The sequence below is a fragment of the Caulobacter sp. Root1472 genome (genome assembly GCF_001426985.1).
Classification (GTDB): domain Bacteria; phylum Pseudomonadota; class Alphaproteobacteria; order Caulobacterales; family Caulobacteraceae; genus Caulobacter; species Caulobacter rhizosphaerae.
Genome location: NZ_LMFX01000004.1, coordinates 1 through 25733 on the forward strand (window position 1 = coordinate 1; position 25733 = coordinate 25733).

The 25733-nt window shown below is 70.2% G+C and carries 26 protein-coding genes and 1 pseudogene; 15 read left to right on the forward strand and 12 right to left on the reverse strand.

Going from position 1 to position 25733, the window contains the following annotated elements; genetic code table 11:
* Window positions 1-202: 202 nt before the first annotated feature.
* The 3 genes from xseA (at window position 203) to ASD47_RS04405 (ending at window position 2731) form a co-directional block, all read left to right on the forward strand.
* Complete coding sequence (xseA, locus tag ASD47_RS04395) at window positions 203-1789, forward strand: exodeoxyribonuclease VII large subunit (protein ID WP_056752226.1); 1587 nt, start codon at window positions 203-205, stop codon at window positions 1787-1789.
* Window positions 1790-1882: 93 nt separating this feature from the next.
* Window positions 1883-2104 (forward strand): DUF2093 domain-containing protein, encoded by a 222-nt coding sequence (locus ASD47_RS04400; protein WP_056752229.1) that lies wholly within the window; start codon window positions 1883-1885, stop codon window positions 2102-2104.
* Between the two features lie 123 nt (window positions 2105-2227).
* Entirely contained in the window at window positions 2228-2731 is a 504-nt protein-coding gene (locus ASD47_RS04405) for a response regulator (RefSeq protein WP_056752231.1), read from the forward strand.
* Window position 2732: 1 nt separating this feature from the next.
* Here the strand turns inward: ASD47_RS04405 and ASD47_RS04410 are convergent, their stop codons facing one another.
* Entirely contained in the window at window positions 2733-3659 is a 927-nt protein-coding gene (locus tag ASD47_RS04410) for a lysophospholipid acyltransferase family protein (protein ID WP_056752234.1), read from the reverse strand.
* A gap of 139 nt (window positions 3660-3798) precedes the next feature.
* Here ASD47_RS04410 and ASD47_RS04415 point away from each other — a divergent pair, with 139 nt between their 5' ends.
* Both ASD47_RS04415 and hisN read left to right on the forward strand, forming a co-directional pair.
* Window positions 3799-4185 carry a helix-turn-helix domain-containing protein gene (locus ASD47_RS04415; protein WP_056752236.1) on the forward strand — a complete coding sequence of 129 codons (387 nt, stop codon included), beginning with the start codon at window positions 3799-3801 and terminating at the stop codon, window positions 4183-4185.
* A 63-nt stretch (window positions 4186-4248) separates the two neighbouring features.
* The gene (gene hisN / locus ASD47_RS04420) at window positions 4249-5085 is read left to right on the forward strand and encodes a histidinol-phosphatase (RefSeq protein ID WP_056752239.1); all 837 of its coding nucleotides are present in this window, start codon (window positions 4249-4251) and stop codon (window positions 5083-5085) included.
* 15 nt (window positions 5086-5100) lie between these two features.
* On the opposite strand, the gene ASD47_RS04425 is transcribed toward hisN, so the two are convergent.
* The 4 genes from ASD47_RS04425 to ASD47_RS04440 all read right to left on the reverse strand — a co-directional run bounded on the left by ASD47_RS04425 (window position 5101) and on the right by ASD47_RS04440 (window position 8335).
* Complete coding sequence (locus ASD47_RS04425) at window positions 5101-6048, reverse strand: alpha/beta fold hydrolase (protein WP_056752242.1); 948 nt, start codon at window positions 6046-6048, stop codon at window positions 5101-5103.
* A gap of 3 nt (window positions 6049-6051) precedes the next feature.
* Window positions 6052-6360, reverse strand: coding sequence for an SCP2 sterol-binding domain-containing protein (locus tag ASD47_RS04430; protein WP_035070458.1), 309 nt, complete (start codon window positions 6358-6360; stop codon window positions 6052-6054).
* 165 nt (window positions 6361-6525) lie between these two features.
* The gene (locus ASD47_RS04435) at window positions 6526-7416 is read right to left on the reverse strand and encodes a class I SAM-dependent methyltransferase (RefSeq protein ID WP_056752245.1); all 891 of its coding nucleotides are present in this window, start codon (window positions 7414-7416) and stop codon (window positions 6526-6528) included.
* Between the two features lie 76 nt (window positions 7417-7492).
* Window positions 7493-8335 (reverse strand): class I SAM-dependent methyltransferase, encoded by an 843-nt coding sequence (locus ASD47_RS04440; protein ID WP_056752247.1) that lies wholly within the window; start codon window positions 8333-8335, stop codon window positions 7493-7495.
* A 237-nt stretch (window positions 8336-8572) separates the two neighbouring features.
* On the opposite strand from ASD47_RS04440, the gene ASD47_RS04445 reads away from it, so the two are divergent.
* On the forward strand, window positions 8573-9055 hold the full coding sequence (locus ASD47_RS04445; protein ID WP_056752494.1) for an Hsp20 family protein: 483 nt from the start codon (window positions 8573-8575) through the stop codon (window positions 9053-9055).
* Between the two features lie 90 nt (window positions 9056-9145).
* Here the strand turns inward: ASD47_RS04445 and ASD47_RS04450 are convergent, their stop codons facing one another.
* From ASD47_RS04450 to gpmA, 3 genes are all read right to left on the reverse strand, one after another.
* Entirely contained in the window at window positions 9146-10408 is a 1263-nt protein-coding gene (locus tag ASD47_RS04450) for a pentapeptide repeat-containing protein (protein ID WP_056752251.1), read from the reverse strand.
* A gap of 143 nt (window positions 10409-10551) precedes the next feature.
* Window positions 10552-11811 (reverse strand): pentapeptide repeat-containing protein, encoded by a 1260-nt coding sequence (locus tag ASD47_RS04455; RefSeq protein WP_056752253.1) that lies wholly within the window; start codon window positions 11809-11811, stop codon window positions 10552-10554.
* 120 nt (window positions 11812-11931) lie between these two features.
* Window positions 11932-12645, reverse strand: a complete 714-nt coding sequence (gpmA, locus tag ASD47_RS04460) for a 2,3-diphosphoglycerate-dependent phosphoglycerate mutase (RefSeq protein ID WP_056752255.1) — start codon at window positions 12643-12645, stop codon at window positions 11932-11934.
* A gap of 122 nt (window positions 12646-12767) precedes the next feature.
* Here gpmA and ASD47_RS04465 point away from each other — a divergent pair, with 122 nt between their 5' ends.
* Complete coding sequence (locus ASD47_RS04465) at window positions 12768-13010, forward strand: hypothetical protein (protein WP_056752258.1); 243 nt, start codon at window positions 12768-12770, stop codon at window positions 13008-13010.
* Window positions 13007-13963 (forward strand): SIS domain-containing protein, encoded by a 957-nt coding sequence (locus tag ASD47_RS04470; RefSeq protein WP_056752261.1) that lies wholly within the window; start codon window positions 13007-13009, stop codon window positions 13961-13963. Before ASD47_RS04465 ends, ASD47_RS04470 begins: the two co-directional genes overlap by 4 nt.
* Window positions 13964-14556: 593 nt before the next feature.
* On the opposite strand, the gene ASD47_RS04475 is transcribed toward ASD47_RS04470, so the two are convergent.
* Window positions 14557-16356 carry a chloride channel protein gene (locus ASD47_RS04475; protein ID WP_056752263.1) on the reverse strand — a complete coding sequence of 600 codons (1800 nt, stop codon included), beginning with the start codon at window positions 16354-16356 and terminating at the stop codon, window positions 14557-14559.
* Window positions 16357-16429: 73 nt separating this feature from the next.
* Here ASD47_RS04475 and ASD47_RS04480 point away from each other — a divergent pair, with 73 nt between their 5' ends.
* Together ASD47_RS04480 and ASD47_RS04485 are read left to right on the forward strand one after the other, a co-directional pair.
* Entirely contained in the window at window positions 16430-16867 is a 438-nt protein-coding gene (locus ASD47_RS04480; protein ID WP_200945225.1) for a helix-turn-helix domain-containing protein, read from the forward strand.
* Between the two features lie 20 nt (window positions 16868-16887).
* Window positions 16888-18018 (forward strand): HPP family protein, encoded by a 1131-nt coding sequence (locus tag ASD47_RS04485; RefSeq protein WP_056752265.1) that lies wholly within the window; start codon window positions 16888-16890, stop codon window positions 18016-18018.
* A gap of 29 nt (window positions 18019-18047) precedes the next feature.
* Here the strand turns inward: ASD47_RS04485 and ASD47_RS28095 are convergent.
* Window positions 18048-18153 (reverse strand): annotated as a pseudogene (locus tag ASD47_RS28095) (hypothetical protein); the annotation flags it as partial.
* Between the two features lie 60 nt (window positions 18154-18213).
* Between ASD47_RS28095 and ASD47_RS04490 the strand changes: the two are divergent.
* A complete protein-coding gene (locus ASD47_RS04490; protein ID WP_056752271.1) occupies window positions 18214-18852 on the forward strand; it encodes a hypothetical protein in 639 nt (212 codons plus the stop codon).
* A gap of 136 nt (window positions 18853-18988) precedes the next feature.
* Here the strand turns inward: ASD47_RS04490 and upp are convergent, their stop codons facing one another.
* Window positions 18989-19618, reverse strand: coding sequence for a uracil phosphoribosyltransferase (gene upp / locus ASD47_RS04495; protein ID WP_056752274.1), 630 nt, complete (start codon window positions 19616-19618; stop codon window positions 18989-18991).
* Between the two features lie 89 nt (window positions 19619-19707).
* Entirely contained in the window at window positions 19708-20331 is a 624-nt protein-coding gene (locus ASD47_RS04500) for a TetR/AcrR family transcriptional regulator (protein WP_235525761.1), read from the reverse strand.
* Between the two features lie 102 nt (window positions 20332-20433).
* On the opposite strand from ASD47_RS04500, the gene ASD47_RS04505 reads away from it, so the two are divergent.
* The 4 genes from ASD47_RS04505 (at window position 20434) to ASD47_RS04520 (ending at window position 25650) form a co-directional block, all read left to right on the forward strand.
* Window positions 20434-21903 carry an efflux transporter outer membrane subunit gene (locus tag ASD47_RS04505; protein WP_164468865.1) on the forward strand — a complete coding sequence of 490 codons (1470 nt, stop codon included), beginning with the start codon at window positions 20434-20436 and terminating at the stop codon, window positions 21901-21903.
* Between the two features lie 55 nt (window positions 21904-21958).
* A complete protein-coding gene (locus ASD47_RS04510; RefSeq protein ID WP_056752279.1) occupies window positions 21959-23074 on the forward strand; it encodes an HlyD family efflux transporter periplasmic adaptor subunit in 1116 nt (371 codons plus the stop codon).
* Window positions 23075-23109: 35 nt separating this feature from the next.
* Entirely contained in the window at window positions 23110-24693 is a 1584-nt protein-coding gene (locus ASD47_RS04515) for a DHA2 family efflux MFS transporter permease subunit (RefSeq protein WP_056752283.1), read from the forward strand.
* A 183-nt stretch (window positions 24694-24876) separates the two neighbouring features.
* Window positions 24877-25650, forward strand: coding sequence for a FadR/GntR family transcriptional regulator (locus ASD47_RS04520; protein ID WP_056752502.1), 774 nt, complete (start codon window positions 24877-24879; stop codon window positions 25648-25650).
* Window positions 25651-25733 lie beyond the last annotated feature (83 nt).

Here is a 25733-nt window from a genome sequence, read left to right on the forward strand (position 1 = left end):
CAAGCCGCGAACGTCTCCATCCGACCGTCTCCCTCTCACAAGGAGACACCCTCAGAATCCCGTTCGGACCAAAAATCCATATGCGATTCCCCTGCCCTCTGGGGGAAGACGACCGCGAAGCGGTCCGTAGGGGGCAAGGGGTCGCCGCACGACGGCTCACGCCATTTCACACCTCGCCCCGATCCGTCCTATCTAGAGGCCCATGACCGACACCGTCGCCCCTGATTCCAACGCCCAGGCCTATTCGGTCTCGGAACTGGCCTTCGCCCTGAAGCGCACGCTGGAAGATCGGTACAGCTTCGTGCGGCTGCGCGGCGAACTGTCCAAGGTCACCCACCATTCCAACGGCCACGTCTACCTGACGATCAAGGACGACAAGGCCGCCATCGACGGCGTGGTCTGGAAGGGCAATGTCCGCCAGCTGCAGATCCGGCCCGAGCACGGGCTGGAAGTGATCGTCACCGGCAAGATCACCACCTATCCGGCCGGCTCGCGCTACCAGATCGTCATCGAGACCATGGAAGCCGCCGGCGTCGGCGCGCTGCTGGCCCAGCTTGAGCGCCTGAAAGGCAAACTCCAGGCCGAGGGCCTGTTCGCGCCGGACCGCAAGCGCCCCCTGCCCTCGATGCCGGCCGTGATCGGGGTGATCACCAGCCCGACCGGGGCGGTGATCCGCGACATCCTGCACCGCATCCGCGACCGCTGGCCTTGCCGGGTGCTGGTCTGGCCCTGCGTGGTCCAGGGCGACGCCGCCGCGGGCCAGGTCAGCGCGGCGATCCGCGGCTTCAACGCCATCGCGCCGGGAGGGGCCGTGCCGCGCCCCGACATCCTGATCGTCGCCCGGGGCGGCGGCTCGGTCGAGGACCTGTGGGCCTTCAACGACGAGGGCCTGGCCCGTACGGTGGCCGAGGGCGCGATCCCGCTGATCTCGGCCGTCGGCCACGAGACCGACACCACCCTGATCGACTTCGTCTCCGACCGCCGCGCCCCGACCCCCACCGCCGCCGCCGAGATGGCCACGCCGGTGCTGGCCGAGCTGCGCGCGCTGGTCAGCGACTACGACCGCCGCCTGAACACCTGCGGCGGCCGGGCCGTGGAGGAGCGGCGCACCCGCCTGACAAGCGCCGCCCGCGGCCTGCCCCGCCCCGCCGACCTGCTGGCCCTGGCCCAGCAGCGGCTGGACCTGGCGGTGCGCGGCCTGCCGCGGCTGGACGACCTGACCGCCCCGGCCGAGCGCCGGTTCAGGGACGTCGCCGCCCGCCTGGACGCGGCCCTGCAGCGCAACACCGACATCCACGCCCGCGACCTGCTGAAGGTCACCGCCCGCCTGTCGCCCGACACCCTGCACCGCCAGCGCGCCGACTGCGGCCGGCGCGTCGGGGACCTCTCGCGGCGGCTGGACCTGGCGGCCCGCCGCGTTCCCGAGCGCGTCGCCCAGCACGCCCGCCTGCCCGCCCTGCAGGAACGCATGAACAACTGCGTCACCCGGCGGCTGGAGCGTGAGGCCGACCGTCTGGTCGCCCTGGACAAGCTGCGGCTGTCGCTCAATCCGACAAGGCCGTTGGAGCTGGGGTTCGCGCTGGTGCACAAGGCGGACGGCGGCATCGCCCGCTCGGCGTCCGAACTCGTAGGCGGCGAACGCGTTCGGCTGCAGTTCAAGCTTGGCGAGCGCGAGGCGGTGATCGACGGCGAAGCCGGGGCTCCGGCTCGGCCCGCGCCTCCCGCCCCGCCCCGCCCGGCGCCAAAGCCCAAGACGCCGTCTTCCTCGGATCAGGGAAGCCTGTTCTGACCCCGCCCCCGCCCATCCCCGGCCAACGCCGGAATGGGCGGTCGATGATCTCGGCGCCTGTTCCCCAACCGCCAACTGGCGTAAAAGACTCCCATGAACGCGTTCGATCCCAATCTCGGCAAGTCCGGCGGCCCGGCCACCCTGCACTATGGCGACGGCGAGTTCGCCGTCATGAGCCCGGGCCAATACGTGCTGTGCGCCGTCACCGGCGCCAAGGTCGCGCTGGAGAACCTGCGCTACTGGAGCCCCGAGCTGCAGGAGCCCTATGCCGGTCCCGCCGAAGCGCTCAAGCGCTGGCGCGAAAGCCGGGGCTGAGGCGGTCGGGCGACACACGCCTGGCGCGAGCGCCTCGCGACGAATTCGCCCGCCAAGGGATCGACAGGCCGTTAGCCGTACAGTATCCCCCGCCATCCCCTTTCGCGATGGAGGTCCGCCCGCATGTCCGCGACGCTCGAGCAGCTGCGGTTCTTGCTGGTGGACGACAACCACCACATGCGGGCGATCGTCTCGACGATCCTGAAAAGCGTGGGCGTGCGGCACGTGCTGGAGGCCATGGATGGGGCCGAGGCCCTGCAGGTGGTGCGCGACCGTCAGATCGACATCGCCATCGTCGACTTCAAGATGTCGCCCCTGGACGGGGTGCAGTTCACCCAGCTGGTGCGCCAGTCGCCCGACAGCCCCGACCCGTTCCTGCCGATCATCATGCTGACGGGCTTCGCCGAGCGCCACCGGGTGTTCGAGGCCCGGGACGCCGGGGTCACCGAAATCGTCGTCAAGCCGGTCACCGCCCGCTCGCTGCTGGACCGGATCAACACGGTGATCTTCAAGCCTCGGCCGTTCATCCGCGTCGAGGACTATTTCGGCCCCTGCCGCCGCCGCCGGGACGACCCGGCCTATGACGGCCCTCGGCGCCGGAGCCATGAGCGGGCGCTGGAGCTCTAGCTCACTCGTCCCGCGCCGCCAGGGCGGCGTAGACCTCGTTGGGCCAGCGGCGATGGACCCAGAACCACTCCTCGGGCCGCTCGCGGATGCGCTCTTCCATGAAGGCGTTGACCAGCCTCACCCCGGCTTCGATGTCGGCGGTGCGGTCGCCGGTGTTGGGCAGGTGGATCGGGTCGTGGACCACCGCCCGGAAGCGCGCGCCCTTGATCCGTTGCACCGACATCGGCTGCAGCACCGTCCCGAAGCGGAGCGCCAGGCGCGAGGGCCCCGGGGCGGTGCGCACGGGATGGCCGAAGAACGGGCCCTCGACGCCGGTGTTGAACTTCTGGTCGTTCATCAGCGCCACCGACTTGCCCTGTTTCATGCCTTCCAGCAGTTCCCGCGCGCCATCCCCGCCCTTGGGGGCGAACAGCCGCACGCCGTAGCGGAAGCGGCTGGCCTTGATCCGCTCGTCGACATACGGATTGTTGGCCGCCCGGTAGGTCATCTCGCAGACGACGCCAGAATCGACGATGGCCGCGGGCATCACCTCCCAGTTCGACAGGTGTCCCGAAACGAAGACCACCGGGACCTTGTCGGCGGCGATCTTGAACAGGCGCTCCTGGTTGACCACCTCGACCCGGCCGGTGGAGGGCAGGATTTTGTCCATCAGCGGGAACTCGGCGAAGGTGCGGCCCAGGCCGTCCCACTGCGCCTTGAGCATGGCCGCCCGCCAGGCTTCATCCTTGTCCGGGAAGGCCAGTTTGAGATTGCGGACGGCCACCTTGTGCGCGCCGCTCAAGGGACCCACCGTGCGGCCCAGCCAGCCGCCGAACGCCGAGGCGGCGTCGACGCCCAGCAGGCGCACCACGCCGATGAACAGGTCGAAACCCAGCGCTTCCGCGCGCCACAACAGATCCTGGGCCCAAGGCCGACGCTTATCCGACATGAACCCTTACTAGCCTGCTTCGTGGATGAGGGGGACTCGCGGCGTAGGTGCAGTCGCGCCGTTCGCTCGGCACGCGACTTGCGGACCTCAACCCAGGCCGTTCCGTTTCGGGACGGAAGCAGGAAATCGGGGCGTCATCATGAGTAACGACATCGATGTGTATCTGGGCAAGCGGTTGCGGCGTCGTCGCCGCCTGCTGGGCCTGACCCAACAACAGCTGGCCGGCACTGTCGGGGTGCGCTTCCAGCAGATCCAGAAATACGAATGCGGCGCCAACCGCATCTCGGCCGCGCGGCTGTGGCAGCTGTCCGAAGCGCTCGACGTCCCGGTCGGCTACTTCTACGACGGCCTGTCGGACCGGATGGAGAAGGAAACCAACCTGGAGGCCGAGGGCGGCGGCGAGATGTTCGCCCGCAAGGAGACGCTCGACCTGGTGCGCGCCTATTACCTGCTGGGTGAGCGCCCGCGTCGTCGCCTGCTGGACCTGGCCAAGTCGCTGAACGGCGGCGAGGTGCTGGAAGCCTGAGGCTATCTGTTTGGCGACCGCGAACGGTGGCGTCGAGTCGAAGGGCGGGCTAAGTCCTCGTCCATGACCCTCGCCGCCGCCCCTCTCGCCCAGCTCGACGCCTTCGTCATCGATCTCAACCGCGCTTCGGCGGCGGCGATCCTGCCGCTGTTCCGGGCCGACCACGGGTTGGAAGACAAGGGCGCGGGCAAGAACCTGCCGCGCGACAGCCACGCGGCGTTCGATCCGGTGACGGAGGCCGACCGCGGCGCCGAGGCGGCGATCCGCAAGCTGATCGCCGAGCGCTATCCCGAGCACGGGGTGATCGGCGAGGAATACGGCGAAGATCGTCCCGACGCCGAGTTCGTCTGGGTGCTGGACCCGATCGACGGCACCCGCGCCTTCATCTCCGGCCTGCCGCTGTGGACCACCCTGATCGGCCTGCGCCACCAGGGCCGGCCGGTGCTGGGCTCGATCGGCCAGCCCTATACGGGCGAGATCTTCATCGGCTCGGCCGCGGGCTCACGCCTGCTGTCGCGCGGCTCGGAACAGGCGATCCGGGTGCGCGAATGCCCCAGGTTGACCGACGCGATCATCGCCACCACCGACCCGGACGCCTGTTTCGACGGGGCCGAGCGCGGCGCCTGGCTGCAGGTGCGCGCCGCCGCCAAGCTGGCCCGTCTGGGCTGCGACGCCTATGCCTACGCCATGGTGGCCCTGGGCAAGATGGACATGGTCATCGAGGCCGGCCTGAAGGCCTGGGACGTCGAGGCGGCCATACCGCTGATCGAGGGCGCAGGCGGCAGCGTCACCGACTGGCGCGGCGAACCGATCGGCCAGGACGGCGGCCAGATGGTGATCTCCAGCGACCGCCGCTGCCTGGACGAGGCCCTGGTGGCGCTGCGACGGTCGGCGAAGTAGCGTTCCTCAAACGGTTCAGAGAACCTCTTCCACCGTCTCGTCGAAAGCCTTCCAGAACACCGCCCGGCGGTCGTCCGTCTCGATCAGGATCTCGTGGAAGGCGTCGGGGATCTCGACATAGCGGCCTTGCGGGATGCGGCCGGCGATCGACCTCTCGTCGGCGATCAGCACGCGGCTGTCCTGACCCGCCGCGACGATGGTCACCGGGATCGGCACGGCCTCGACCCCCTTGGTCCGGCGCAGGAACGCGCAGGCCGAGAAGGCGAAATCGGTCCAGCCCCAGGTGATGCCGCCCAGGGCGATGTCGGGATTGGCGTGGATCTGGGCTCGGTGGCGAGCGTAGCGGGCCGCGTCGTGGGTCAGGGCGTCGTCGGGAAAGCTCTGGACGAACGGGTCGCCGGCGTCGCCCAGCACGTAGTCGCCCTTGTAGCGCGAACGGCTCATCAGCCAGGCCAGGGCGCGAGCGCCGCCGGCGGGCTTGCCGCCGGTGTTGAGGCCCAGCATAGGCGCCGAGAGCACCGCGGCGGCGAAGCGGCGCTCGCCCGTGGCCAGGACGAGCATCGTCAGGCATCCGCCCATCGAGTGTCCCAGGGCGATCCAGGGCCTCGGCAACCGCGTCTCGAACGCGGCCAGCAGCGCCTGGTAGTCGCCCAGGAAATCCTTGAAGCCGGCCGCGTGGCCCTTCAGGCGGTCCGGCAGGGCGCGGTGGGACAGCCCCTGCCCGCGCCAGTCATGGACCAGCACCACGAAGCCCCGGTCCAGCAGGTCCTGCACGACCTCGAAATACTTCTCGATCGGCTCGCTGCGGCCGGGGCTGACCACGACCGAACCTCGGGATGGGCCTGCCGGTGAAAACAGGGCGGCGCGGAGGGTCGCCCCGTCCGCGCCGTTGAACCACTCGGCCTTTCCACGGTCGGGAACGGGCGCCTCGACGATCGAGACCAGCGGCGCCGCGTGCCCCATGGATCAGCGCATCTTCGCGAAAAGGGCCGCCATCTTCGACTGCAGGGCCATGGCCGTGCCCATGTCCGACAGCTTCAGCTTGCCGGTCATGACCGCCATGGTCGGGTCCAGCGCACCGGCGCCGATGGCCAGCAGGTCGTCCATCGACAGGGTCATGGTCAGGTCGGCCGGCTTGTCTTCGTTGGTCACCGAGCCGCCATCGATGTGGATGACGCCGGCGTCCTTCAGGTCGAACTTCAGGCTCTTGCCCAGGCCGCTGTCCTCGCCGACGGCGGCCTTCATGCGATCGGTGATTTCCTGCAACGTAGCCATAAGCGCGTCTCCCTCTGTGGCGCGTGGATTCTGCGGCGGCAGACTGGCCGCTGGATCGCCGCGAGTAAACACTGTTCAGACGCGCCGGCGGCTTATTTCTTCGTATCTTCAAGATCACCCAAGGGAAGCCGTCGCCCCTTCCGCACGGTCACTTCGGTCCAGTCCTCACCTGGGTTTGACGAACTTCAGGGTCATGCGGTCGCTCTCGCCGATGGCGTCGTACTTGGCGTGATCGAAGCCGGGTTCGGCGGGCTCGCCGCGGGGGGCCGACAGGCGGGTCGGCGGCAGGGTCCAGACGCCGAACGGATGGTCCTTGGTGTCCTTGGGATTGGCGTTGATCTCACTTTCGCCAGCCACGACGAAGCCAGTCTCCCGGGCCATCTCGATCACATAGGCCTGCTGTACATAGCCGTCGGCGGCCAGGAGATCCTGCACCCGCCCGGGCTCGCCGCGGTGCTCCTCGACTCCAAGAACCCCGCCGGGCTTCAGCGCGATTAACGCCTCGCGAAAGGCCTTCTCGGCCAAGCCTGCCGCCATCCAGTTGTGCAGGTTGCGCAGGAACAGCACGAGATCGGCGGATCCCGCCGGCGCCACCGGACCGCTGGTCGGCCCGAAGGCCGTGACGACGACGTCGCCGTACAGCTTCTTCTTGTCGGCCAGCTTGCGTTGATATTCCTCGACCGCGGCCTTGGCGGCGGGGTCGTCCGGCAGGTTGGTCTGTAGCGAGGCGGCGTAGAGCTTGCCGCCGGTCGCCGCCAGGTAGGGCGCCAGGATGTCGGTGTACCAGCCGGCCCCAGGCCAGAACTCGACCACCGTCTGTCCGGGCTTGAGCCCCCAGAATTCCAGGCTTTCCACGGGGTGGCGCCAGACGTCGCGAGCCCTGTCGGCGGGCGATCGCCAGTCGCCCTTCGCCGCCGTCGCCAGGGTCATGGGCCCCGTCTTGGCCGGCGGCTTGTCGGCGTCCGGCTTGGCGTCCTTGCGGCCACAGCCGGCCAAGCTCAGCGCAGTCGCTCCCGCCAGCAAACCCCGCCGCGACCATCGAAGTCCTGAACCCATGCCTTCCCCCGCCACCAACGCGCAAACCTGATCATGCACTCGACCTTGGCGAAACGGCGCCAGGCCGGCCAAGTTTTCAGCCCGGCTTGCGGAAGCGCAGCGTCATGCGGTCGCTTTCGCCGATGGCGTCGTATTTGGCGCGGTCGAACGCGGGATCGGCCCGCTGGCCGTCGGGCGCGCTCTGCCGGGTGGGTGGCAGAGTCCAGACGCCGAACGGGTAGTCCTTCGTGTCCCTGGGGTTGGCGTTGATCTCGGACGTCGCGTCCAGCTTGAAGCCGGCCTTTTCCGCCAGCGCCACCACCGTGGCCGTGGCGAGATAGCCGTCCGCCCCCTTGTCGGTTTCCGACTTGGGATCGGCGCGATGGTCCTCGACCGCCAGGATCCCGCCGGGCTTCAGAACCGCGAAGAAGTCCGCGAAGATCTTGTCGGCCACGCCCGGCTGGCCGGTCCAGTTGTGGACGTTGCGCGCGGTCAGGACCAGGTCGGCCGAACCCGCCGCCCCCAGGGGGCCCGCCACCGGGCCGAAGTTCACGAACCGGACCTTGCCGTACAGGGCGGGATCGGCGAAGCGGGCCTCGAACGCCGCCCGACCCTTCTTCGCGCCTTCCGAGATCTTCGGATTGGCCAGGTCGGCGACGCCGGCGATATAGGTCCCGCCGGTGGCCTTGGCGTAGGGGGCGAGGATCTCGGTCCAGTAGCCGCCGCCCGGCGACACCTCGATCACCGTCTGCCTGGGCTTCAGCCCCCAGAACAGCAGGCTTTCGTAGGGGTGACGCGCCTGGTCGCGGGCGGTGTTGGCGGCGGTGCGATGGGGCGAGTTGACGGCGGTCATCAGGACGGCGTCGTCAGCCAGCGCGGGGGTCGCGGCGAGGCAAAGCGCGGCGGCGGCCAGGAACAGGAGGTGGCGGCGGTGGGTCATCGTCGGAACTCTCGAAGGGCTTGGCCGGGTCGGGCAGCGCAGACCTTAACGGTGACCCACCGCCGATCAAGCATTTCACCACCTGGCCATTCACCCCCTTGAAGTCGAAAAACGGCTCACCACCTTGATCCCGAAGGCGCTGGAAACCCGGGCCTTCCGGACCGTCGGCGACGCCAATCCGGGTCGCCAAAGGTCTGAACAGACTGAACAACCTTGCTTGATGAGAAGGATGTGACCATGCGTACGATCGACCTGTCCCCCCTGTATCGCTCCGTCGTCGGTTTCGACCGGCTGGCCGCCCTGCTGGACGCCGCCGCCTCGAACGAAGCCGCCTCGGGCTATCCCCCCTACAATATCGAGCGCACCGCCGAGAACGCGTACCGCATCGAGATCGCCGTCGCCGGCTTCAAGTCGGAAGAGCTCGGCATCGAGGTGAAGGAAAACCTTCTCACCGTCACCGGCCGCAAGCCGGCCAATGACGAGACCAAGCGCTACCTGCATCGCGGCCTGGCCGAGCGCAACTTCGAGCGCCGCTTCCAGCTGGCCGACTATGTGGTCGTGACCGACGCCGCCCTGTCCGACGGCCTGCTGTCGATCTCGCTGAAGCGCGAGCTGCCTGAGGCGCTGAAGCCGCGCACGATCGAGATCAAGTCGGCCGCCCCCCTGATCCAAGGCGAAAAGCTCGAGGGCGACAAGATCGAAGGCGAGAAGGCAGCCTAACACCACCTTCGCGCGTTACTGTATTCCCCCTCTAGAACTTCCAGGGCGGCGCGATGCGCCGCCCTTTTTTCTGGCCGGAAGCGGCCAGCCTTAGGCCGGCGCCAGATCCAGGCCCTGGACCTGGCTGAGATCGCAGTCGCGCAGGCTGATCCGGTCCAGCCGGGCGCCGGTGAAGTCCGCGCCGCGCAGGTCGGCGCCGTCGAGCACGGCCTCGCTGAGATCGGCCGCCTGCATCTGGACATAGCGCAGCCGGGCGGCCCTCAGGTCGACCAGGGTCTTGCGCTGGGGCCCGAGGGGCAAGGGCGACAGGAAGGCCTGGCGCAGGTCGGCCTTGGTTAGGTTGGCGCCCGCCAGCTTCGCGCCGCGCAGGTCCGCGCCGCGCAGATTGGCCGTGCGCAGGTCGGCGTTGCGCAGGTCAACGCCCTGAAGCTGGGTTCCCGACAGGTCGATCCCGACCATGCAGGCCCCCGCGGCGCTCATCGCCGTCAGCCGCAGGCCCTTGAGGCGGTCGCCGAGCGGGCGCAGGTCCTCGCCATCGAGCCGTGCGGGTTGGCCCTCCTTGCCGCCGGTGCGGCACCAGGCCTGGTTGGCCAGGCAACGCTGGTAGATTTCCTCGGCCCGCGAGACGGCCTGTTCGGTCGACGACGCCAGGCAGCCCTGCATCGCCGCGCCGCTGGTGCGGGCCGTGGAGGTGTCGACGCCGGCCATGACGGCGCCCGTGAGGTTGGCCCCCTCGAGATTGGCGCCCTTGACGTCGGCGTCCTCCAGGATGGCGCCGCTCAGATTGGCTTCCTTGAGGTTGGCGCCCGACAGCTTGGCCCCGCGCAACGAACAATCGCTGAAGTCGGCCTTGAACGCCGAGACGCCCGCAAGCTGTGAGCCGTCCAGGGTCGCGCCCGAAAAGTTGACCTCGTCGGCCTCGCCGTTGCGGGCTTCGTGCCGGAGCGTGTCGAACCCCTTTCGAGGGTGGGGGACGGCCACTTGGCCCTCGCGGAAATCAGCCTGGGTCAGATCGGCCAGGGACAGGTTGGCGCCGCGCAGGCAGGCGCCCCTCAGGTCGGCCCGGACCAGCACGGCCTGGCGCAGGTCGGCCTGGCGCAGGTCGGCGCCGAACAGGTTGGCCCGCTCCAGCCGCGTGCGGACCATGCGGCAGCCGTCGAGGATCGAGGCGGAGAAATCGGCGTCGGCCAGGTTGCGGAACGACAGGTCCAGGCCCGACAGGTTCATAAAGCGCAGGGACGCACGCTTGCCGCCCTGCTTGCCCGTGACGAACTTCTCGTGCGCCGACACGATCATGTCGAGCTCGGCCTGGCTCAGGCGTCGCCGCCCCGCGATGCTCTGCGCCGCGTTCATGTCCTATGCTTCTCCCCCGAGAAACCCCTTGATCCGCCTGGGAAAATACCGGCGATCGACGAGGGAAGCGTTAAGGCCGCGCGGTTTTGTCGCGACTTTCGGAACATGGTTGTGGAAGGTTCGCCGTCAGCGCTAACCGCTGCCTAGATCACGTCGTCCAGGCCGCGAGCGCCCATGCGGATCGCCCCGGTGACGTCGATGTCCTTGAGCAGGGCGTTGGTGAAGTTGGCGCGCGACAGGTCGGCGCCGCTCAGGCAGGCCTGGCGAAGGTCGGCCCGGGCGAAGTCGGCGTTGGTCAGCAAGGCGCCGGTCAGGTCGCTGGGCAGCAGGCGGTCGCGGCCGATCAGCAACGGGCCCAGCTGGGCCTCGCGCAGGTCCGATCCGGCCAGCTTGGCGCCCTTGAGACGGGCTCCGCGCAGGTCCGCCCGCCGCAGATTGCAGGACCGCAGGTCGGCGCCTTCCAGCTGCGCGCCCTGCATCTGCACACTTTCCATGTCCAGACCGTAGAACACCGCGCCCTTGGCCGAGAGGGCCGTCAGGTTGAAGCCGCGCACGGACTTCAGGTTGCGCAGGTCGGCCTTGTCGAACACCGAGGGCGCCCCCTCGGCCCCGCCCGTCTCGCACCAGCGGGCGTGGTCGGCGATCATCTGCTCGTAGGGCATGTCGGACACGTCCTTGCCCGACGCCTTGTCGGTCAGGGCGCCGTCCATGTTGGTGTCGTTGATGTTCCAGGACATGGTCTTGGCGCCGACCAGCACCGCGTTGCGCAGGTCGGCGCCGACCAGGTTGGCGCCCGACAGGTCGGCGCCGGCCAGGTTTGCGCCGTTGAAATTGGCCTGCTTGAGGTTGGCCCGCACCAGCTTGGCGTCCTTGAGGATGGCGTCGCTGAAGTCGGCCTTGGTGGCGATGATGCCTGACAGGCGCGAGCGTTCCAGGTTGGCCCCGGCCAAGATGGCGCCGGACGCCTGCGCCTCGCGCTGGACGGGCTCGATGATGCGATAGCCTTCCTTGCGGTCGGCGGCGGCGATCTGGCCTTCGCGCAGGTCGGCCTCGAACAGGTCGGCGCCGGTCAGGTTGGCGCCGCGCAGGCTGGAGCCGCGCAGGTCGGCGCGCCGCATGGAGGCGTCGGTCAGGTCCGAGCCCTGCAGGTCCGCGCCGTACATGTTGGCGTTGTCGAGCTTGGCCTTGCGCAGGTCGCAGCCGACCATCAGGGCGCCGGTGAAATCGGCGTCGCACAGATTGCGCCCGGTGACCGACAGGCCCGACAGGTCGCAGAAGGCGAAGACGGCGCGCGCCCCGCCCATCCGGGCCGACCACAGGCGGTCATGCCGGGCGCAGATCATGTCGACGTCGTGTTGCGTCAGGCGCTTGTGCTCTTGGCCTGCCGCGGGGGGGGCGCTCATGGCTGCTCTTATCACTCCCCGAAGGGCTGGACCCCTACAATGCGCGCCCCGCATTAACGCTGAGTTTCCAGGCATTTCGGGACACCGGGGCCTGGTTTGCCCCGGTGTCCGAACGCCGGATCAGCGCGCCGTCGGCAGCGGCTGGGACCGGCTCTCGTCGAGGTAGCGGGCGCCCATCGGCTTGAGCGCGCCGTCCAGGTCGATGACCAGCGGATTGCCGGTCGGGATCTCGACATGGACGATGTCGGCGTCGGGCACGTTGAACAGGTGCTTGACGATGGCCCGCAGCGAATTGCCGTGCGCGGCCACCAGGATCGTCTCGCCGGCCGCCAGCTTGGGGGCGATGGCCGCCTCCCAGTAGGGCAGCACCCGGACCAGGGTGGTCTTCAGGCTTTCGGTGCTGGGCAGGTCCTTGCCGGCGTAGCGGCGGTCCTTGCTGAAGTCGTACTCGCCGCCCGGGGCCAGTTCCGGCGGCGGGATGTCGTAGGAACGGCGCCAGATCGTGACCTGCTCCTCGCCGTGCTTCTCGGCCGTCTCGGCCTTGTTCAGCCCGGTCAGGCCGCCGTAGTGGCGCTCGTTCAGCCGCCAGTCCTTGGTCACCGGCACGAAGCTCTGGCCGGCCGCGTCCAGGGCCAGGTTGCAGGTGCGGATGGCGCGGGTCTGGACCGAGGTGAAGGCCTCGTCGATCTCGACGCCGGCGGCCTTGATCAGCTCGCCGCCCTTGTGGGCCTGGGCCTCGCCCTCGGCGGTCAGGTCGACGTCCACCCAGCCGGTGAAGCGGTTTTCGAGATTCCATTGGCTCTGGCCATGGCGCAGCAGGACGAGAACGGGCATCGGACCTCCAGGATGTGACGCAGGGCGGGCTAAGCCCCGGCCGGCCCCGCGTCAAGCGTCCCGCCCCTTCCTCGCCCCGCTCTCGCCCTTCTCTCCTCCGGGGGGCGTGCTATAGGCAGGCCATGCCCGATCGCATCCTCATGCCCTTCCTGGCGCTCGTCGGCCTGGCCCTCGTCGCGTTCTCGCTCGTCTGGCCCCAGGGCTACGGCGCCCGCTCGCCCGGCCCCTTCGGTTCGGTGCCGATCCAGCAGACGCCGGAAATGCAGGCCAAGATCCAGCGCGAGAAGGACGCCGCCGCCCGGCACGACCAGCAGGCGCGCGGGCAGATGAGCGACACCCGCGCCGCCGTGGCGGGGACCCCGTGAGCGCTTTCGACGCCGTCGCCGTCGGCCAGCGGGTCCTGAACGCCGAGGCCGAGGCCCTGACGCTGCTGTCGGCGGCGCTGGACGAATCGTTCGTCCGCGCCGTCGAAACCCTGTTCGACGCCAAGGGCCGGGTGGTCTGCACCGGGGTCGGCAAGTCCGGCCACGTGGCCCGCAAGATCGCCGCCACCCTGGCCTCGACCGGTTCGCCGGCCATGTTCGTGCACGCCGCCGAGGCCAGCCACGGCGACCTGGGCATGATCGGCCAGGGCGACGTGGTGCTGGCCCTGTCGAAATCCGGCGAAGCGCGCGAGCTGTCCGACACCCTGGCCTACGCCAAGCGGTTCTCGATCCCCACCATCGCCGTCACCGCCGTGGCCGACAGCCAGTTGGGCCGGGCCGGCGACATCCTGCTGCTGCTGCCCGATGCGCCGGAAGCCACCGCCGAAGTCAGCGCCCCGACCACCTCGACCACCCTGCAGATGGCGCTGGGCGACGCCCTGGCCGTGGCCCTGCTGGAGCGGCGCGGCTTCACGGCCAGCGACTTCCGCGTCTTCCACCCGGGCGGCAAGCTGGGCGCCATGCTGCGCACGGTCGGCGACCTGATGCATGGCCAGGGCGAACTGCCCCTGACCCGCGAGGACGCCTCGATGTCCGAGGCGCTGCTGGTGATGAGCGAAAAACGCTTCGGCGCGGTCGGGGTGGTCGCTCCGGACGGATCGCTGAGCGGCCTGATCACCGACGGCGACCTGCGCCGCCACATGGACGGGCTGATGGGCCATGTCGCCGGCGAGGTCATGACCCGCGCCCCGCTGACCATCGCGCCGGGCGCCCTGGCGGCCGAGGCCCTGAAGCTGATGAACGAGCGGCGCATCACCGTGCTGTTCGTCGTCGACCAGCACCGCCCGGTCGGCATCCTGCACGTCCACGACCTGTTGCGGGCCGGGGTGATCTGAGGCCGGGGACATGCCCTTGGGCGTGTCCCCAGCAGATGCACGGGAAAGCCCTGGGGACACGCACAAGTGCATGTCCCCGTCGGTGAAAGCCGACAGGCTTGGGGAGGCGGCGGAGCGTCCGGGGCGCGCCCGGTCTAGAGTTTTGGAGAGTACCGTTTCGACACGTCACGGGCGCTCCGCGCGGCCTTCTTCCAGAAGCCTTCGGGTCGCGGATTTTTAACCCGCTCCGATGGAGGCCCCCGGCGGGCAGGACGTTGGCTTCGTCCTGGACCGCGCGGGCGATTTCAGCCCGCGCCTGGCGCGTTTCGCCGTTCGGCCCCGAGGGGGTGTTCCCGCCGTCCGGTCCGGACCGCCCGAGGCCCCATCCAGGACCCCCACGCTCCGCCGACCGACCCGAAGGGCCCTTCGACACCGGCCGGCGGACGCTTCCCGCTCGACCGCCCCCGCCGCACGTCGAGGTCGCCGGCCGGACGTCCTCCCCCACGACGGGGCGAGGACCAGTATGCGTGCGGTCTGGAGCGCGATGCGTCGATTTCTCGAACGCTCTTCGATCCCGCGGGCAAGGTCTTGATTCCGCTGGCCGGAAAGCCGCTCTATCCCCGCCGTCCCGCGGGGAAATAGGCCTGCCGCTCCTCCTCGGCGCGCGACGTTCCCGCATGGATCCGCAGCAGGTCCTTGCGGGCCAACAGGCCGACCAGGCGACCGGTGGCGGGGTCGGTGACCGGGATGCGCCCCTGTCCCGTCGCCAGCATCAGCGCCACGACCCGCGCGACCACGTCGTCGGGGTGGGCGACCGGCAGGGCGGCGTCCGACACCCGCTCGGCCACGGTCTGGGTCTCCAGTCCGCCCTCGACCCGCCAGGCCAGGGCGTCGGCCCGGGACGCCATCCCGACCAGCCGGCCGGACGCCTCGACGATCGGATAGACCCGGTGACGGCCTTGCTGCAGCACCGCCACGGCCTGGGGGATCGGCAGGTCGCCCGGCAAGGTGTCGACCGCCTCGACCATCACCTCCGACACCCGCACCAACTCGTAGGGGTCCACCCCGTATTCACGGGTGATGTGGCGGCCGCGACGGGCGATCTTCTCGGTCAGGATCGAGCGCTTGAGCAGCAGCACGGTGACGGCGTAGGCGGCGACGCAAGCCGCCAGCAGCGGGGTCAGCATCCGCCAGTCGCCGGTCAGCTCGATCGCGAAGATCACGCTGGTCAGGGGCGAGCGCATGGTCCCGCCCAGCATGGCGGCCATGCCCAGCAGCGCCCAGAACCCGGGGTCGCCCGGCAGCACCTGGCCGGCCAGCCAGCCCATGGCCCCGCCCAGGATCAGCAGCGGCGCCAGCACCCCGCCCGAGGTGCCGGACGACAGGGCCACCAGCCAGATCAGCGCCTTGACCACCAGCAGAGTCACCACCGCCTGGACCAGCAGGTGGCCGGTCAGCAGGTCGCGGATCACGTCGTAGCCGACGCCCAGGGCGCGCGGCTCGACCAGGCCGCCCAGGCCGACGCCCAGCCCGCCCAGGGCCGGCCACCACATCCAGTGGATCGGCAGGCGCTCGAACGCGTCCTCCAGACCGTAGAGCAGCTTGGTCAGCAGGCCCGACTGCAGACCCGCCAGCGCGCCCAGGCCCGCGCAGAGCAGCAGGCCCCACCAGGGCAGGTTCGGGTCGGCCGAGAACGGGAACAGCGGGCCGGCGTCGAACAGTCCCGGCCGCCAACCGGCGGCGGTGACCGCCGCGACGGCCACCGGGATGAAGCTGCGCGGCCGCCATTCGAACAGCAGCAGCTCCACGGCCAGCAGCACCGCGGCCACCGGCGTGCCGAAGATCGCGGTCATGCCGGCCGCCGCCCCCGCCACCAGCAGGGTCTTGCGTTCGGCGGCGCTGAGATGGAAGAACTGGGCGAACAGCGAGCCGATCGCGCCCCCGGTCATGATGATCGGCCCTTCGGCGCCGAACGGACCGCCGGTCCCGATCGAGATGGCCGAGGAGATGGGCTTGAGCACGGCCACCTTGGGCGACATCCGGCTGCCGCCGATCAGGATCGCCTCGATCGCCTCCGGAATGCCGTGGCCGCGAATCTTTTCCGACCCGAACCGCGCCATCAGCCCGATGATCAGGCCGCCCAGGACCGGGGCGGCCACCATCCAGGCCGAGGGCGACAGGGTTTCCAGCGAGCGGCTGACGACGTCGAAGCGGCCGAACCAGACCAGGTTGGTGGTCAGGGTGATCAGGCGGATCAGCACCCAGGCCGCCCCCGCCCCGCCGCTGCCCACGACCACGGCCATGGCCGCCAGCATCAGCAGCCGGCGGTCGGCCGTGAAGTCGCCCAGCGGCCTTCGCCCGGCCCCGGATGCGACGGTCCCGGAGGCGCCCGCCTCGGCGGTGTTCGCGGTCATGCCTGTTTCTCCACGCGCTCTTGTGGAAGCGCCAATATGTCGTATTACGATACTTTCCAAGAGGGGCGAGCGATTGGGCGGTGAAATTTCCGGCGAGGACGGGCTGACGCGGGCGCAATATGTGGCGCTGGCGGCCTTCCGCTACGAGCTGCGCCGCTTCCTGGCGTTCAGCGAGACCGCCGCCCATGGCGCGGGCCTGCCCGCCCAGCAGCACCAAGCGCTGCTGGTGATCGCCGGCTTCGACGGGGCCGATCAGCCGACGGTGGGCGCCCTGGCCGAGCGCCTGCTGATCGCCCCGCACACCGCCACCGAACTGGTGGCGCGCATGGTCGAGGCCGGCCTGATCGACAAGATCCCCTCGCGCGAGGACCGCCGCAAGATGCGACTGGCCCTGACGACCAAGGCCGAGTCGCTGCTGGCGGCCCTGAGCGCGGCCCACCTGGAAGAGCTGAAATCCCTGGAGCCCGCGCTCACCGCCGCGCTCGCCCGCCTGGGCCGCGACCAGGCCTGACCCGAAACCGATCCGAGATCATGCCAAACACCCTCGTCCAGGCCCTGCGCGGCCGCCAGCCGATCCGCCCGCAGGACCTCCTGCGCTCGGGCCTGGGCGCCCTGATCGGCATTCCGGCCACGGGCCTGCTGGCCCACCTGATCGCCAGCGGGCAGCCGTCGGCCCTGCCGCTGCTGGTTCCACCGATCGGCGCCTCGGCGGTGCTGGCCTTCGCGGTGCCGGCCAGTCCGCTGGCCCAGCCGCGCGCCGTGATCGGCGGCAACATGGTCTCGGCCCTGGCCGGCGTGACCTGCGCCCTGGCCTTCCATCCGCATCCGGCCCTGACGGCGGCGGCGGCGGTGGCCTGCGCGATCATCGCCATGGGCCTGCTGGGCTGCCTGCACCCGCCTGGCGGCGCGGTCGCGCTGGGCGCGGCCCTGGTCGCTGGACCGGTCGGCCCCGCCTCGTACGGCTACGTCTTCGTGCCGGTGGGCCTGTGCTCGGTGCTGCTGGTGCTGTCGGCCATGGCCTATGCGCGCGTCGTCGGACGCTCCTATCCCCACCGCGTCCCGCCCCCCGCCAACGTGCATGACACCCGGGACGCCCCGCCCCAGCGGCGGGTCGGCTTCACCCAGGCCGACATCGACAACGCCCTAGCCCACTACGGCGACCTGCTGGACGTCGACCGCGCCGACCTGGACGCCCTGTTCCGCGAGGTCGAGCTCCAGGCCCACCGGCGGATCCACGCCCACATCCTGTGCAGCGACATCATGTCCCGCGACGTGCTCAGCGTCGACCTGCACCAGAGCGCCGAGAGCGCCCTGGCCTACATGCGCGCCCACGACCTGCGCAGCGCCCCGGTGATCGATTCCGAGCGCCGGGTGGTCGGCATGGTGCGCCGGGCCGAACTGCAGACCGGCCGCGAAGGCCCGGTCGAGGCGGTGCTGGACCCGTTCGTGCACAAGGTGCGGCCGGGCACGGCGATCGAGGCCCTGCTGCCGATCCTGTCCAGCGGCGTGGCGCACGAGGCCATGGTGGTCGACGAGAACCGGGCGCTGCTGGGGATCATCACCCAGACCGACCTCTTGGGCGTGCTCTACCGGGCCCACATCGTCGAGGCGGTGGCGCTGCAACGGGCCGAGGAGTCCGGGGCGATCGACCCGGCGATCTAGAGCGGATCGACCGTCAAGGCCGTGCGTGCGCCTCGTCCTTCGACAAGCTCAGGATGAGGAGCATTTGCAGGCCGATCATTTGCAGGCCGATCAGTAGAAAACCTCATCCTGAGCCTGTCGAAGGACGAGGTTTTCGGCTCCAAAGCGAAACGGATTCCGCTTGCGCGGCGGGGCCGAGACGGGCGATCTCGGGACATGCGCCGCAGTTTCCTGCTCCCGCTGATCTGCGCCCTGCTGGCCGGTCCCGCCCTGGCGTCGGATCCAGGCACGCTGCAGCAGAAGGACACCCTGCGCGACGCGGTGGCCGCGCCGCTGGAGGACCTGAACCTCAAACACACCGCCATTCCGCCCGTGTTGCTGCGCGCCGTCGACAGCCCCTACGACCTGACCGGCCTGGCCCGCTGCGAGGGGATCGCCGGCGAGATCGGCCGGCTCGACGCGGCGCTGGGTCCGGACCTGGATGAGGCGCCGCCCCCCGACACCCGCTCGCGCGGCAAGAAGGTCGCCGACGCCGCCTATGGCGCGGGGGTGGGCCAGGTGCGTGACACGACCCAGCACGCCCTGCCGTTCCGCGGCTGGATCCGCAAGCTGACCGGGGCGGCCCGGCACGATCGGGCGGTGCAGGCGGCGATCAAGGCCGGCGGCATCCGTCGCGGCTATCTGAAAGGCGTGGGCATGCGCATGAACTGCGCCCCACCGGCCGCGCCCAGCTGGTTCGTCCCCGCCCCGCCGCCCAAGCCGGTCGCGGCGCCGTCCGCCCCCGGTCCGCTGGAGCGGCTGGCGGCCTTCTGGGCGAGCGTCATGGCCTGGTGGCGCGGCTGGTGGCCTTTCTAGGCCGGATCGACATTCAGCTCGGGGAGCCGAAAACCTCGTCCTTCGACAGGCTCAGAATGAGGTTTTCTACGGCTCGGCCTGCAAATTGGTCCTCATCCTGAGCTTGTCGAAGGACGAGGACCACGCACCGCCACTCTTAACGGGTGCCGAAGGTCCGGTCGCCGGCGTCGCCCAGGCCGGGCACGATGTAGCCGTGGTCGTTCAGCTCGGCGTCCACCGCCGCCGTCCAGATCGGCACGTCGGGATGGGCGGCGCGCAGGGTCTCCACGCCCTGGACCGAGGCCACCAGGCAGACGAAGCGCAGGTCGCTCACACCCGAACGCTTGAGCAGGTTCAGCGCCGCCACCGCCGTATGGCCGGTGGCCAGCATCGGGTCGACCACGATGACCAGGCGGTCGGCGATGTCCTCGGGGGTCTTGTAATAGTACTCCACCGCTTCCAGCGACGCGGGGTCGCGGAACAGGCCGATGTGCGCCACCCGCGCCGACGGCACCAGGTCCAGCATGCCCTCGGCCATGCCCAGGCCCGCGCGCAGGATCGGGGCGAAGACCAGCTTCTTGCCAGAGATCTCCTCGGCCGTGGTCGGGGCCACGGGGGTCTCGATCTCAACCGTGTGGGTCGGCAGGGCCCGGGTGACCTCGTAGCAGAGCAGGGTCGCGGTCTCGCGCATCAGGGCGCGGAAGGTCTTGGTCGAGGTCTGTTTGTCGCGCATCCGGGTCAGCTTGTGGCGGACCAGGGGGTGGTCGACGATGGTGACGCCTTGCATGGGCCGAGCTTCCGTCTCGCGGGAGGCGGACGGCGCTCCCTTCCCCGCACCCAGTGCCGCCTTAGCGTCGTCTCGCCAAGCGGAAATCGTCAGGATTTCGCGCCGTAGGCGGCCAGGAACACCCTGACCGCCGGCAGCACCTCGCGGTCGATCTCGTCCGGCGTGGGCGCGTCCATGGCCCGGCACAGCCGCGCCTTCAGCATGCGGTTCTGGCACAGGCCGATGAACTGGTGCGCGGCGTGGACCGGGTCGTCGATCCGCAGTTGCCCGCTGTCGACCGCCTTCTGCAGGATCACGCCCAGCAGCTTAGCCCCGCTCCGGGGGCCCGCCTCGTAGAAGGCGTGGCCGATCTCGGGCGTGCGCTGGGCCTCGGCGACGATGACCCGGAAGTTGGCCATGCTGAAATCGCTCAGCACGATCGACAGGTAGGTGCGCCCGACCCTGGTCAGGGCCTCACGGATGTCGCCCGGCTCGGAGCCGATCTCGAACATGGCGTCGCGCTGCCAGGCGCAGTGGCGCACCACATAGGCGGCGAACAGCTCTTCCTTGTTCTTGAAGTAGTTGTAGAGCGTGCCCTTGGACCCGCCGAGCCGGGCCGCGATCGTCGACATGGACGCGTTGGCGTAGCCCTCCTCCAGGAACACGTCGCTGGCGACATCCAGGATGGCTTCACGGCGGGCGTCTCGGTCGAGACGCGGTTTCACGTCCTGCATCATTTCTTTTCCTTCGGGAGCCCCCTTGATCCCGTCAAGCTCGCGGTTATATCAGCGCCACCATATGACCGTACAGTACGGTCAATTCAAGGTCAGCCGCCGATGTCATCCAACGTCCTGGACAAGCCCCCCGCCTCCAAGTCGCCCGGATCCCACGCGATCGGCGCCACGGTCTCGATCCTGCTGGCCGCCCTGCTGACCAGCGCCTGCGCGACGATGCCGGACGCGGCGCCGGCCCGGGTCGCCAAGGGGCCGGAGGCCTACGCCACGGCCCAGACCCTGGCCGCCTCAGAGGCCGCCGCCTGGCCTGCCGACGCCTGGTGGAAGGCCTATGGCGACGCCCAGCTGGACGCCCTGATCGACGAAGCGCTGACGGGCTCGCCCACCTTGGCCCAGGCGCAGGCCCGCCTGCGCCGCGCCCAAGCCCTGGCCAACCAGGCCAAGGCCGCCCAGCTGCCCAGCGTCGCCGCCAACGGCGCGGTCGAGCGGTCCAAGCAGAGCTACAACAACGGCATCCCCGCCGACTTCGTGCCCCAGGGCTACAACGACTACGGCCGGCTCAGCCTCGACTTCAGCTGGGAGCTGGATTTCTGGGGCAAGAACCGGGCGGCCGTGGCCGCCGCGACCTCCGAAGCCAGGGCCGCTCAGGCTGACGCCGCCCAGGCCCGGCTGATGTTGGCCACCTCGGTGGCCGCCAGCTACGCCGACCTCGCCCGCCTCTACGCCGAGCGCGACGTGGCCGAGCGGTCGGTGGCCCTGCGGCAGGAAACCCTGACCCTGGTCAGCAACCGGGTGACCAACGGCCTCGATACGCGCGGCGAGCTGCGCCAGGCCGAGGCCGGTCCGCCCAACGCCCGGGCCGAGCTGGCCGCCCTCGACGAGCAGATCGCCCAGACGCGCAACGGCCTGGCCGCCCTTCTGGGCGCGGGCCCGGACCGCGGCCTGGCGATCGCCCGCCCCTCGGTCGCCGCCCTCAAGCCGTTCGGCCTGCCCGCCAACCTTGCCGCCGACCTGATCGGCCGCCGCCCCGACGTGGTCGCCGCCAAATGGCGAGCCGAGGCCGCCAGCAAGCGGATCGGCCAGGCCAAGGCGGCCTTCTATCCGAACGTCAACCTGGCCGCCGCCATCGGCGTGCAGTCGCTGCACCTGGACAAGCTGTTCGACAGCGGCTCGGACGTCGGCAGCGTCGGCCCCGCCGTCAGCCTGCCGATCTTCGAGGGCGGACGGCTGAAGGCCAACCTCCGCGCGGCCGAGGCCGACCGCGACGGCGCTGTGGCCGCCTACGACGCCGCCGTCACCCAGGCCCTGCGCGACGTCGCCGACGTGGCCGCCAGCGAGCGGGCCCTGAGCGCCCGGCTCGGCGAAAGCCGCGCCGCCCTGGCCGCCAGCGAGGACGGCTTCCGGATCGCCAAGCTGCGCTACCGGGGCGGCCTGTCGACCTACCAGAACGTGCTGATCGCCGAACAGGCGGTGCTGTCGCAGCGCCGGATCGTCGCCGATCTGGAAAGCCGCGCCCTGACCCTGGACGTCGCCCTGGTGCGCGCCCTGGGCGGCGGCTTCGCTCCCGCCTGACCCCAATTCGAACCCGCTTTCCACCCTTCGCTTTCGCGCCTCCAGGACCTCCCCCATGGCCGACACCGCCTCTTCCGCCAAGCCCAACGGCAATCGTCGACAACTGCTGACCGGCCTGGCCGTCGTGGTCGTCATCGGCGTCGTGCTCTGGGTGCTCTACGCCGTCCTGATCGGCTCGCGCCACGTCGAGACCGACAACGCCTATGTCGGGGCCGAAGTCGCCCAGGTGACGCCGCTGATCAGCGGGCCGGTCGCCCAGGTTCTGGTCTCCGAGACCCAGACCGTGACCGCCGGCCAGCCGCTGGTGGTGATCGACGACGCCGACGCCCGGATCGCGGTCCTCGCCGCCCAGGCCGCCCTCGGCCAGGCCCAGCGCAAGGTGCAGGGCTACTTCGCCAGCGACGACGCCCTGGCCGGCCAGGTGGCGGCCCGCGACGCCGACATCGCCCGCGCCGCCGCCGCCGTGACCGGCGCCCAGGCCAGCCTGGAGCAGGCGCGGATCGAACTGTCGCGACGCAAGGCCCTGTCGGACTCCGGCGCGGTGTCCGGCGAGGAGCTGACCACCGCCCAGAGCCAGTACACCAACGCCCAGTCGGCGCTGGTCGAGGCCCGCGCCGCCCTGACCCAGGCCAAGGCCACCCGCGCCGCCGCCGAGGGCAACCGCGAGGTCAACACCGCCCTGATCTCCGGCCTGCCAGCCAACAAGAACCCCGAGATCGCCGCCGCCGAGGCCCGCCTGGCCAGCGCCCAGCTGGCCCTGGACCGCACCGTGCTGCGCGCGCCGCTGGCCGGCGTGGTGTCCAAGAAGAACGTCCAGGTCGGCCAGCAGGTCCAAGTCGGCGCGCCGCTGATGGCCATCGTCCCGACGACCAACGCCTATGTCGACGCCAACTTCAAGGAAGTGCAGCTGGACAAGGTGCGCGTCGGCCAGCCGGTCACCTTGACCTCGGACCTCTACGGCCACGGCGTGAAGTTCCACGGCCGGGTGAAGGGCCTGTCGGGCGGCACCGGTTCGGCCTTCTCGCTGATCCCGGCACAGAACGCCTCGGGCAACTGGATCAAGGTGGTGCAGCGCCTGCCCGTCCGCATCACCCTGGATCCGGCCGAACTGAAGGACCATCCGCTGAGGGTCGGCCTGTCGATGAAGGCCAAGATCGACACGTCCAAGTAGCCCCGCGCCCGTAAGCCCCCGCAAGGAAGCGCCGCATGGCCGACCCGGACACCTCCCCCGCAGCGCCCGCAGCGCCAGCCCAGCCGGCCGGCCCCGCGCCCCTGACCGGCGTCACCCTGGGCGTGACCGCCATCGCCCTGGCGCTGGGCACCTTCATGCAGGTGCTGGACAGCACCATCGCCAACGTCTCGATCAACACCATCTCCGGCAATCTGGGCGTTAGCACCAGCCAGGGCACCTGGGTGATCACCTCGTTCGCCGTGGCCAACGGCGTGTCGGTGCCCCTGACCGGCTGGCTGATGGGCCGTTATGGCGTCGTAAAGACCTTCGTGGTCTCGGTGCTGCTGTTCACCATCGCCTCGTTCCTGTGCGGGATCTCGTGGAGCCTGACCTCGCTGATCGGCTTCCGCCTGCTGCAGGGCCTGGTTTCGGGCCCGATGATCCCGGGCTCGCAGGCCCTGCTGATCATGATCTTCCCCCCCCACAAACGGGGCACGGCCCTGGCCATCTGGTCGATGACCACCCTGGTGGCGCCCATCTGCGGCCCCATCCTGGGCGGCTACATCTCCGACAACATCGCCTGGCCGTGGATCTTCCTGATCAACGTGCCCGTCGGCCTGATCTGCGCCTTCTTCTGCTGGCGGCCGCTGGCCAGCCGCGAGACCCCCACCCGCAAGGTCCCGATCGACACCACCGGCTTCATGCTGCTGCTGATCTGGGTCGGCGCCCTGCAGGTGATGCTGGACACCGGCAAGGAGGCCGACTGGTTCAACTCGCCGGCCATCTTGGTCGAACTGGTGATCGCCATCGTCGGCTTCATCGCCTGGGTGATCTGGGAGCTCGGCGAGAAGCACCCGATCGTCGACCTGTCGCTGTTCAAGTCCAAGAACTTCGCCCTGGGCACCCTGGCCTTCTGCCTGGGCTATGCGGTGTTCTTCGGCAGCAACCTGTTGCAGCCGCTGTGGCTGCAGACCCGCATGGGCTACATCGCCACCTGGGCCGGCCTGGTCGCCGCGCCCAGCGGGGTGGTGGCGGTGATCCTGACGCCGTTCGCCGCCCGCCTGATGCAGAAGGTCGACGCCCGCTGGACCGCCAGCGTGTCGATGGCCGCCTTCGCCCTGTCGTTCTTCATGCGCTCGGAGTTCCCCCCCGACGTCGACTTCAAGGCCCTGGTCTGGCCGATGCTGGTGCAGGGGGTGGCGATGAGCACCTTCTTCCTGTCGATGGTGACCATCTCGCTGAACGGGATCGCGCCGCACCAGTTGCCCTCGGCCTCGGGCCTGTCGAACTTCTCGCGGATCACCGCCGGCAGTTTCGCCGCCTCGCTTGTCACCACCATCTGGGACCGCAGCGAGTCGCTGCACCAGACGCGTCTGGCCGAGACCATGGGCTCCAACGACCCGGCTTGGCTGGCGGCTGTCGAGCGCATGCAGGCCGTGGGCCTCTCCCACGCCCAGGCGGTGGGCGCGGCGACCAGCCAGGTGGTCAACCAGGCCTATCTGCTGGCCACGGTGGACTTCTTCCGCGCCTCGGCCTGGCTGGCGGTGCTGCTGATCCCCTGCATCTGGCTGACCAACAAGGCGATGAGCGGCGGCGGCGCGCCGCCGCCGGCCGACTGATAGTCTCAACGTGTCGCGCCGTACGGGGTCCTCGTCCTTCGACAAGCTCAGGATGAGGACCCTTTCACAGGCCGTGCAGTAAGACCCCATCCTGAGCCTGTCGAAGGACGAGGTCTTCGCCCGCCCTACCCTTCCGCTGCGTCGCCGCTTAGGATAGCGCCGTCGAGAGGGTTGAAGACGAAGATGACGACGACGGCGGCCGCCAGTCCCCTGCGCCTCTACCAGCGCGTGGCCGCCGACATCGGCCAGGCCATCGCCGAGGGCCGCCACCAGCCCGGCCAGCGCCTGGCCTCCGAGCGCGACCTGGCCGAGGCCTTCGGCGTCAGCCGCCCGACCATCCGCCGGGCCGTGATCGCCCTGGAGATGCGCGGCCTGCTGGAGGCCCGGCAGGGATCGGGGGTCTATGTGCGCGCCGGGGGCCAGCCGGCCCCGCCGCCCCGCGATCTGGACATCGGGGCCTTCGACCAGGCCGAGGCCCGCCGCCTGTTCGAGGGCGAGGCCGCCGCCCTGGCCGCCACCCTGATCACCGACGAGGAGTTGGCCTATCTCGAGACCCTGGTGGCCGAGATGAACAGCGAGAATTCGACCAAGGAACAGTCCGAGCTGGCCGACCGCCAGTTCCACATCACCATCGCCCAGGCCACCCGCAACAGCGCCATCGTCCGCGTGGTCGAGAACACCTGGGACCTGCGCTACAAGTCGCGCCTGTGCATGCAGATGCTGGAAAAGGCCCGGCACGTGCGCAAGCGGCCGCTGAACGACGAGCACCAGGACATCATCGAGTCTCTGCGCACCCGCGACCCCAAGGCCGCCCGCGCCGCCATGCAGACCCACCTGGGCGGGCTGATCGAGAACCTGCTGCTGACCGCCGAACTGGAGGCGATGGAGCAGACCCGCGAACGCTTGGCCAGCAAGCGCGAGGAGATCGCCCTGCGAGCGGCCAGCGCGGCGAAATAGGCTTGCGGGGACATGCCCTTGCGGCGTGTCCCCCTTTCAGCCGCGGCGCGACGATGGGGACACGCCGCGAGGGCGCGTCCCCG

Excerpts from the sequence above, each read along its gene's own strand:
- xseA (WP_056752226.1), top strand. The coding sequence starts at position 203 with ATGACCGACACCGTCGCCCCTGATTCCAACGCCCAGGCCTATTCGGTC.
- ASD47_RS04400 (WP_056752229.1), top strand. The coding sequence starts at position 1,883 with ATGAACGCGTTCGATCCCAATCTCGGCAAGTCCGGCGGCCCGGCCACC.
- ASD47_RS04405 (WP_056752231.1), top strand. The coding sequence starts at position 2,228 with ATGTCCGCGACGCTCGAGCAGCTGCGGTTCTTGCTGGTGGACGACAAC.
- ASD47_RS04410 (WP_056752234.1), bottom strand. The coding sequence starts at position 3,659 with ATGTCGGATAAGCGTCGGCCTTGGGCCCAGGATCTGTTGTGGCGCGCG.
- ASD47_RS04415 (WP_056752236.1), top strand. The coding sequence starts at position 3,799 with ATGAGTAACGACATCGATGTGTATCTGGGCAAGCGGTTGCGGCGTCGT.
- hisN (WP_056752239.1), top strand. The coding sequence starts at position 4,249 with ATGACCCTCGCCGCCGCCCCTCTCGCCCAGCTCGACGCCTTCGTCATC.
- ASD47_RS04425 (WP_056752242.1), bottom strand. The coding sequence starts at position 6,048 with ATGGGGCACGCGGCGCCGCTGGTCTCGATCGTCGAGGCGCCCGTTCCC.
- ASD47_RS04430 (WP_035070458.1), bottom strand. The coding sequence starts at position 6,360 with ATGGCTACGTTGCAGGAAATCACCGATCGCATGAAGGCCGCCGTCGGC.
- ASD47_RS04435 (WP_056752245.1), bottom strand. The coding sequence starts at position 7,416 with ATGGGTTCAGGACTTCGATGGTCGCGGCGGGGTTTGCTGGCGGGAGCG.
- ASD47_RS04440 (WP_056752247.1), bottom strand. The coding sequence starts at position 8,335 with ATGACCCACCGCCGCCACCTCCTGTTCCTGGCCGCCGCCGCGCTTTGC.
- ASD47_RS04445 (WP_056752494.1), top strand. The coding sequence starts at position 8,573 with ATGCGTACGATCGACCTGTCCCCCCTGTATCGCTCCGTCGTCGGTTTC.
- ASD47_RS04450 (WP_056752251.1), bottom strand. The coding sequence starts at position 10,408 with ATGAACGCGGCGCAGAGCATCGCGGGGCGGCGACGCCTGAGCCAGGCC.
- ASD47_RS04455 (WP_056752253.1), bottom strand. The coding sequence starts at position 11,811 with ATGAGCGCCCCCCCCGCGGCAGGCCAAGAGCACAAGCGCCTGACGCAA.
- gpmA (WP_056752255.1), bottom strand. The coding sequence starts at position 12,645 with ATGCCCGTTCTCGTCCTGCTGCGCCATGGCCAGAGCCAATGGAATCTC.
- ASD47_RS04465 (WP_056752258.1), top strand. The coding sequence starts at position 12,768 with ATGCCCGATCGCATCCTCATGCCCTTCCTGGCGCTCGTCGGCCTGGCC.
- ASD47_RS04475 (WP_056752263.1), bottom strand. The coding sequence starts at position 16,356 with ATGACCGCGAACACCGCCGAGGCGGGCGCCTCCGGGACCGTCGCATCC.
- ASD47_RS04485 (WP_056752265.1), top strand. The coding sequence starts at position 16,888 with ATGCCAAACACCCTCGTCCAGGCCCTGCGCGGCCGCCAGCCGATCCGC.
- ASD47_RS04490 (WP_056752271.1), top strand. The coding sequence starts at position 18,214 with ATGCGCCGCAGTTTCCTGCTCCCGCTGATCTGCGCCCTGCTGGCCGGT.
- upp (WP_056752274.1), bottom strand. The coding sequence starts at position 19,618 with ATGCAAGGCGTCACCATCGTCGACCACCCCCTGGTCCGCCACAAGCTG.
- ASD47_RS04500 (WP_235525761.1), bottom strand. The coding sequence starts at position 20,331 with ATGCAGGACGTGAAACCGCGTCTCGACCGAGACGCCCGCCGTGAAGCC.
- ASD47_RS04505 (WP_164468865.1), top strand. The coding sequence starts at position 20,434 with ATGTCATCCAACGTCCTGGACAAGCCCCCCGCCTCCAAGTCGCCCGGA.
- ASD47_RS04510 (WP_056752279.1), top strand. The coding sequence starts at position 21,959 with ATGGCCGACACCGCCTCTTCCGCCAAGCCCAACGGCAATCGTCGACAA.
- ASD47_RS04515 (WP_056752283.1), top strand. The coding sequence starts at position 23,110 with ATGGCCGACCCGGACACCTCCCCCGCAGCGCCCGCAGCGCCAGCCCAG.
- ASD47_RS04520 (WP_056752502.1), top strand. The coding sequence starts at position 24,877 with ATGACGACGACGGCGGCCGCCAGTCCCCTGCGCCTCTACCAGCGCGTG.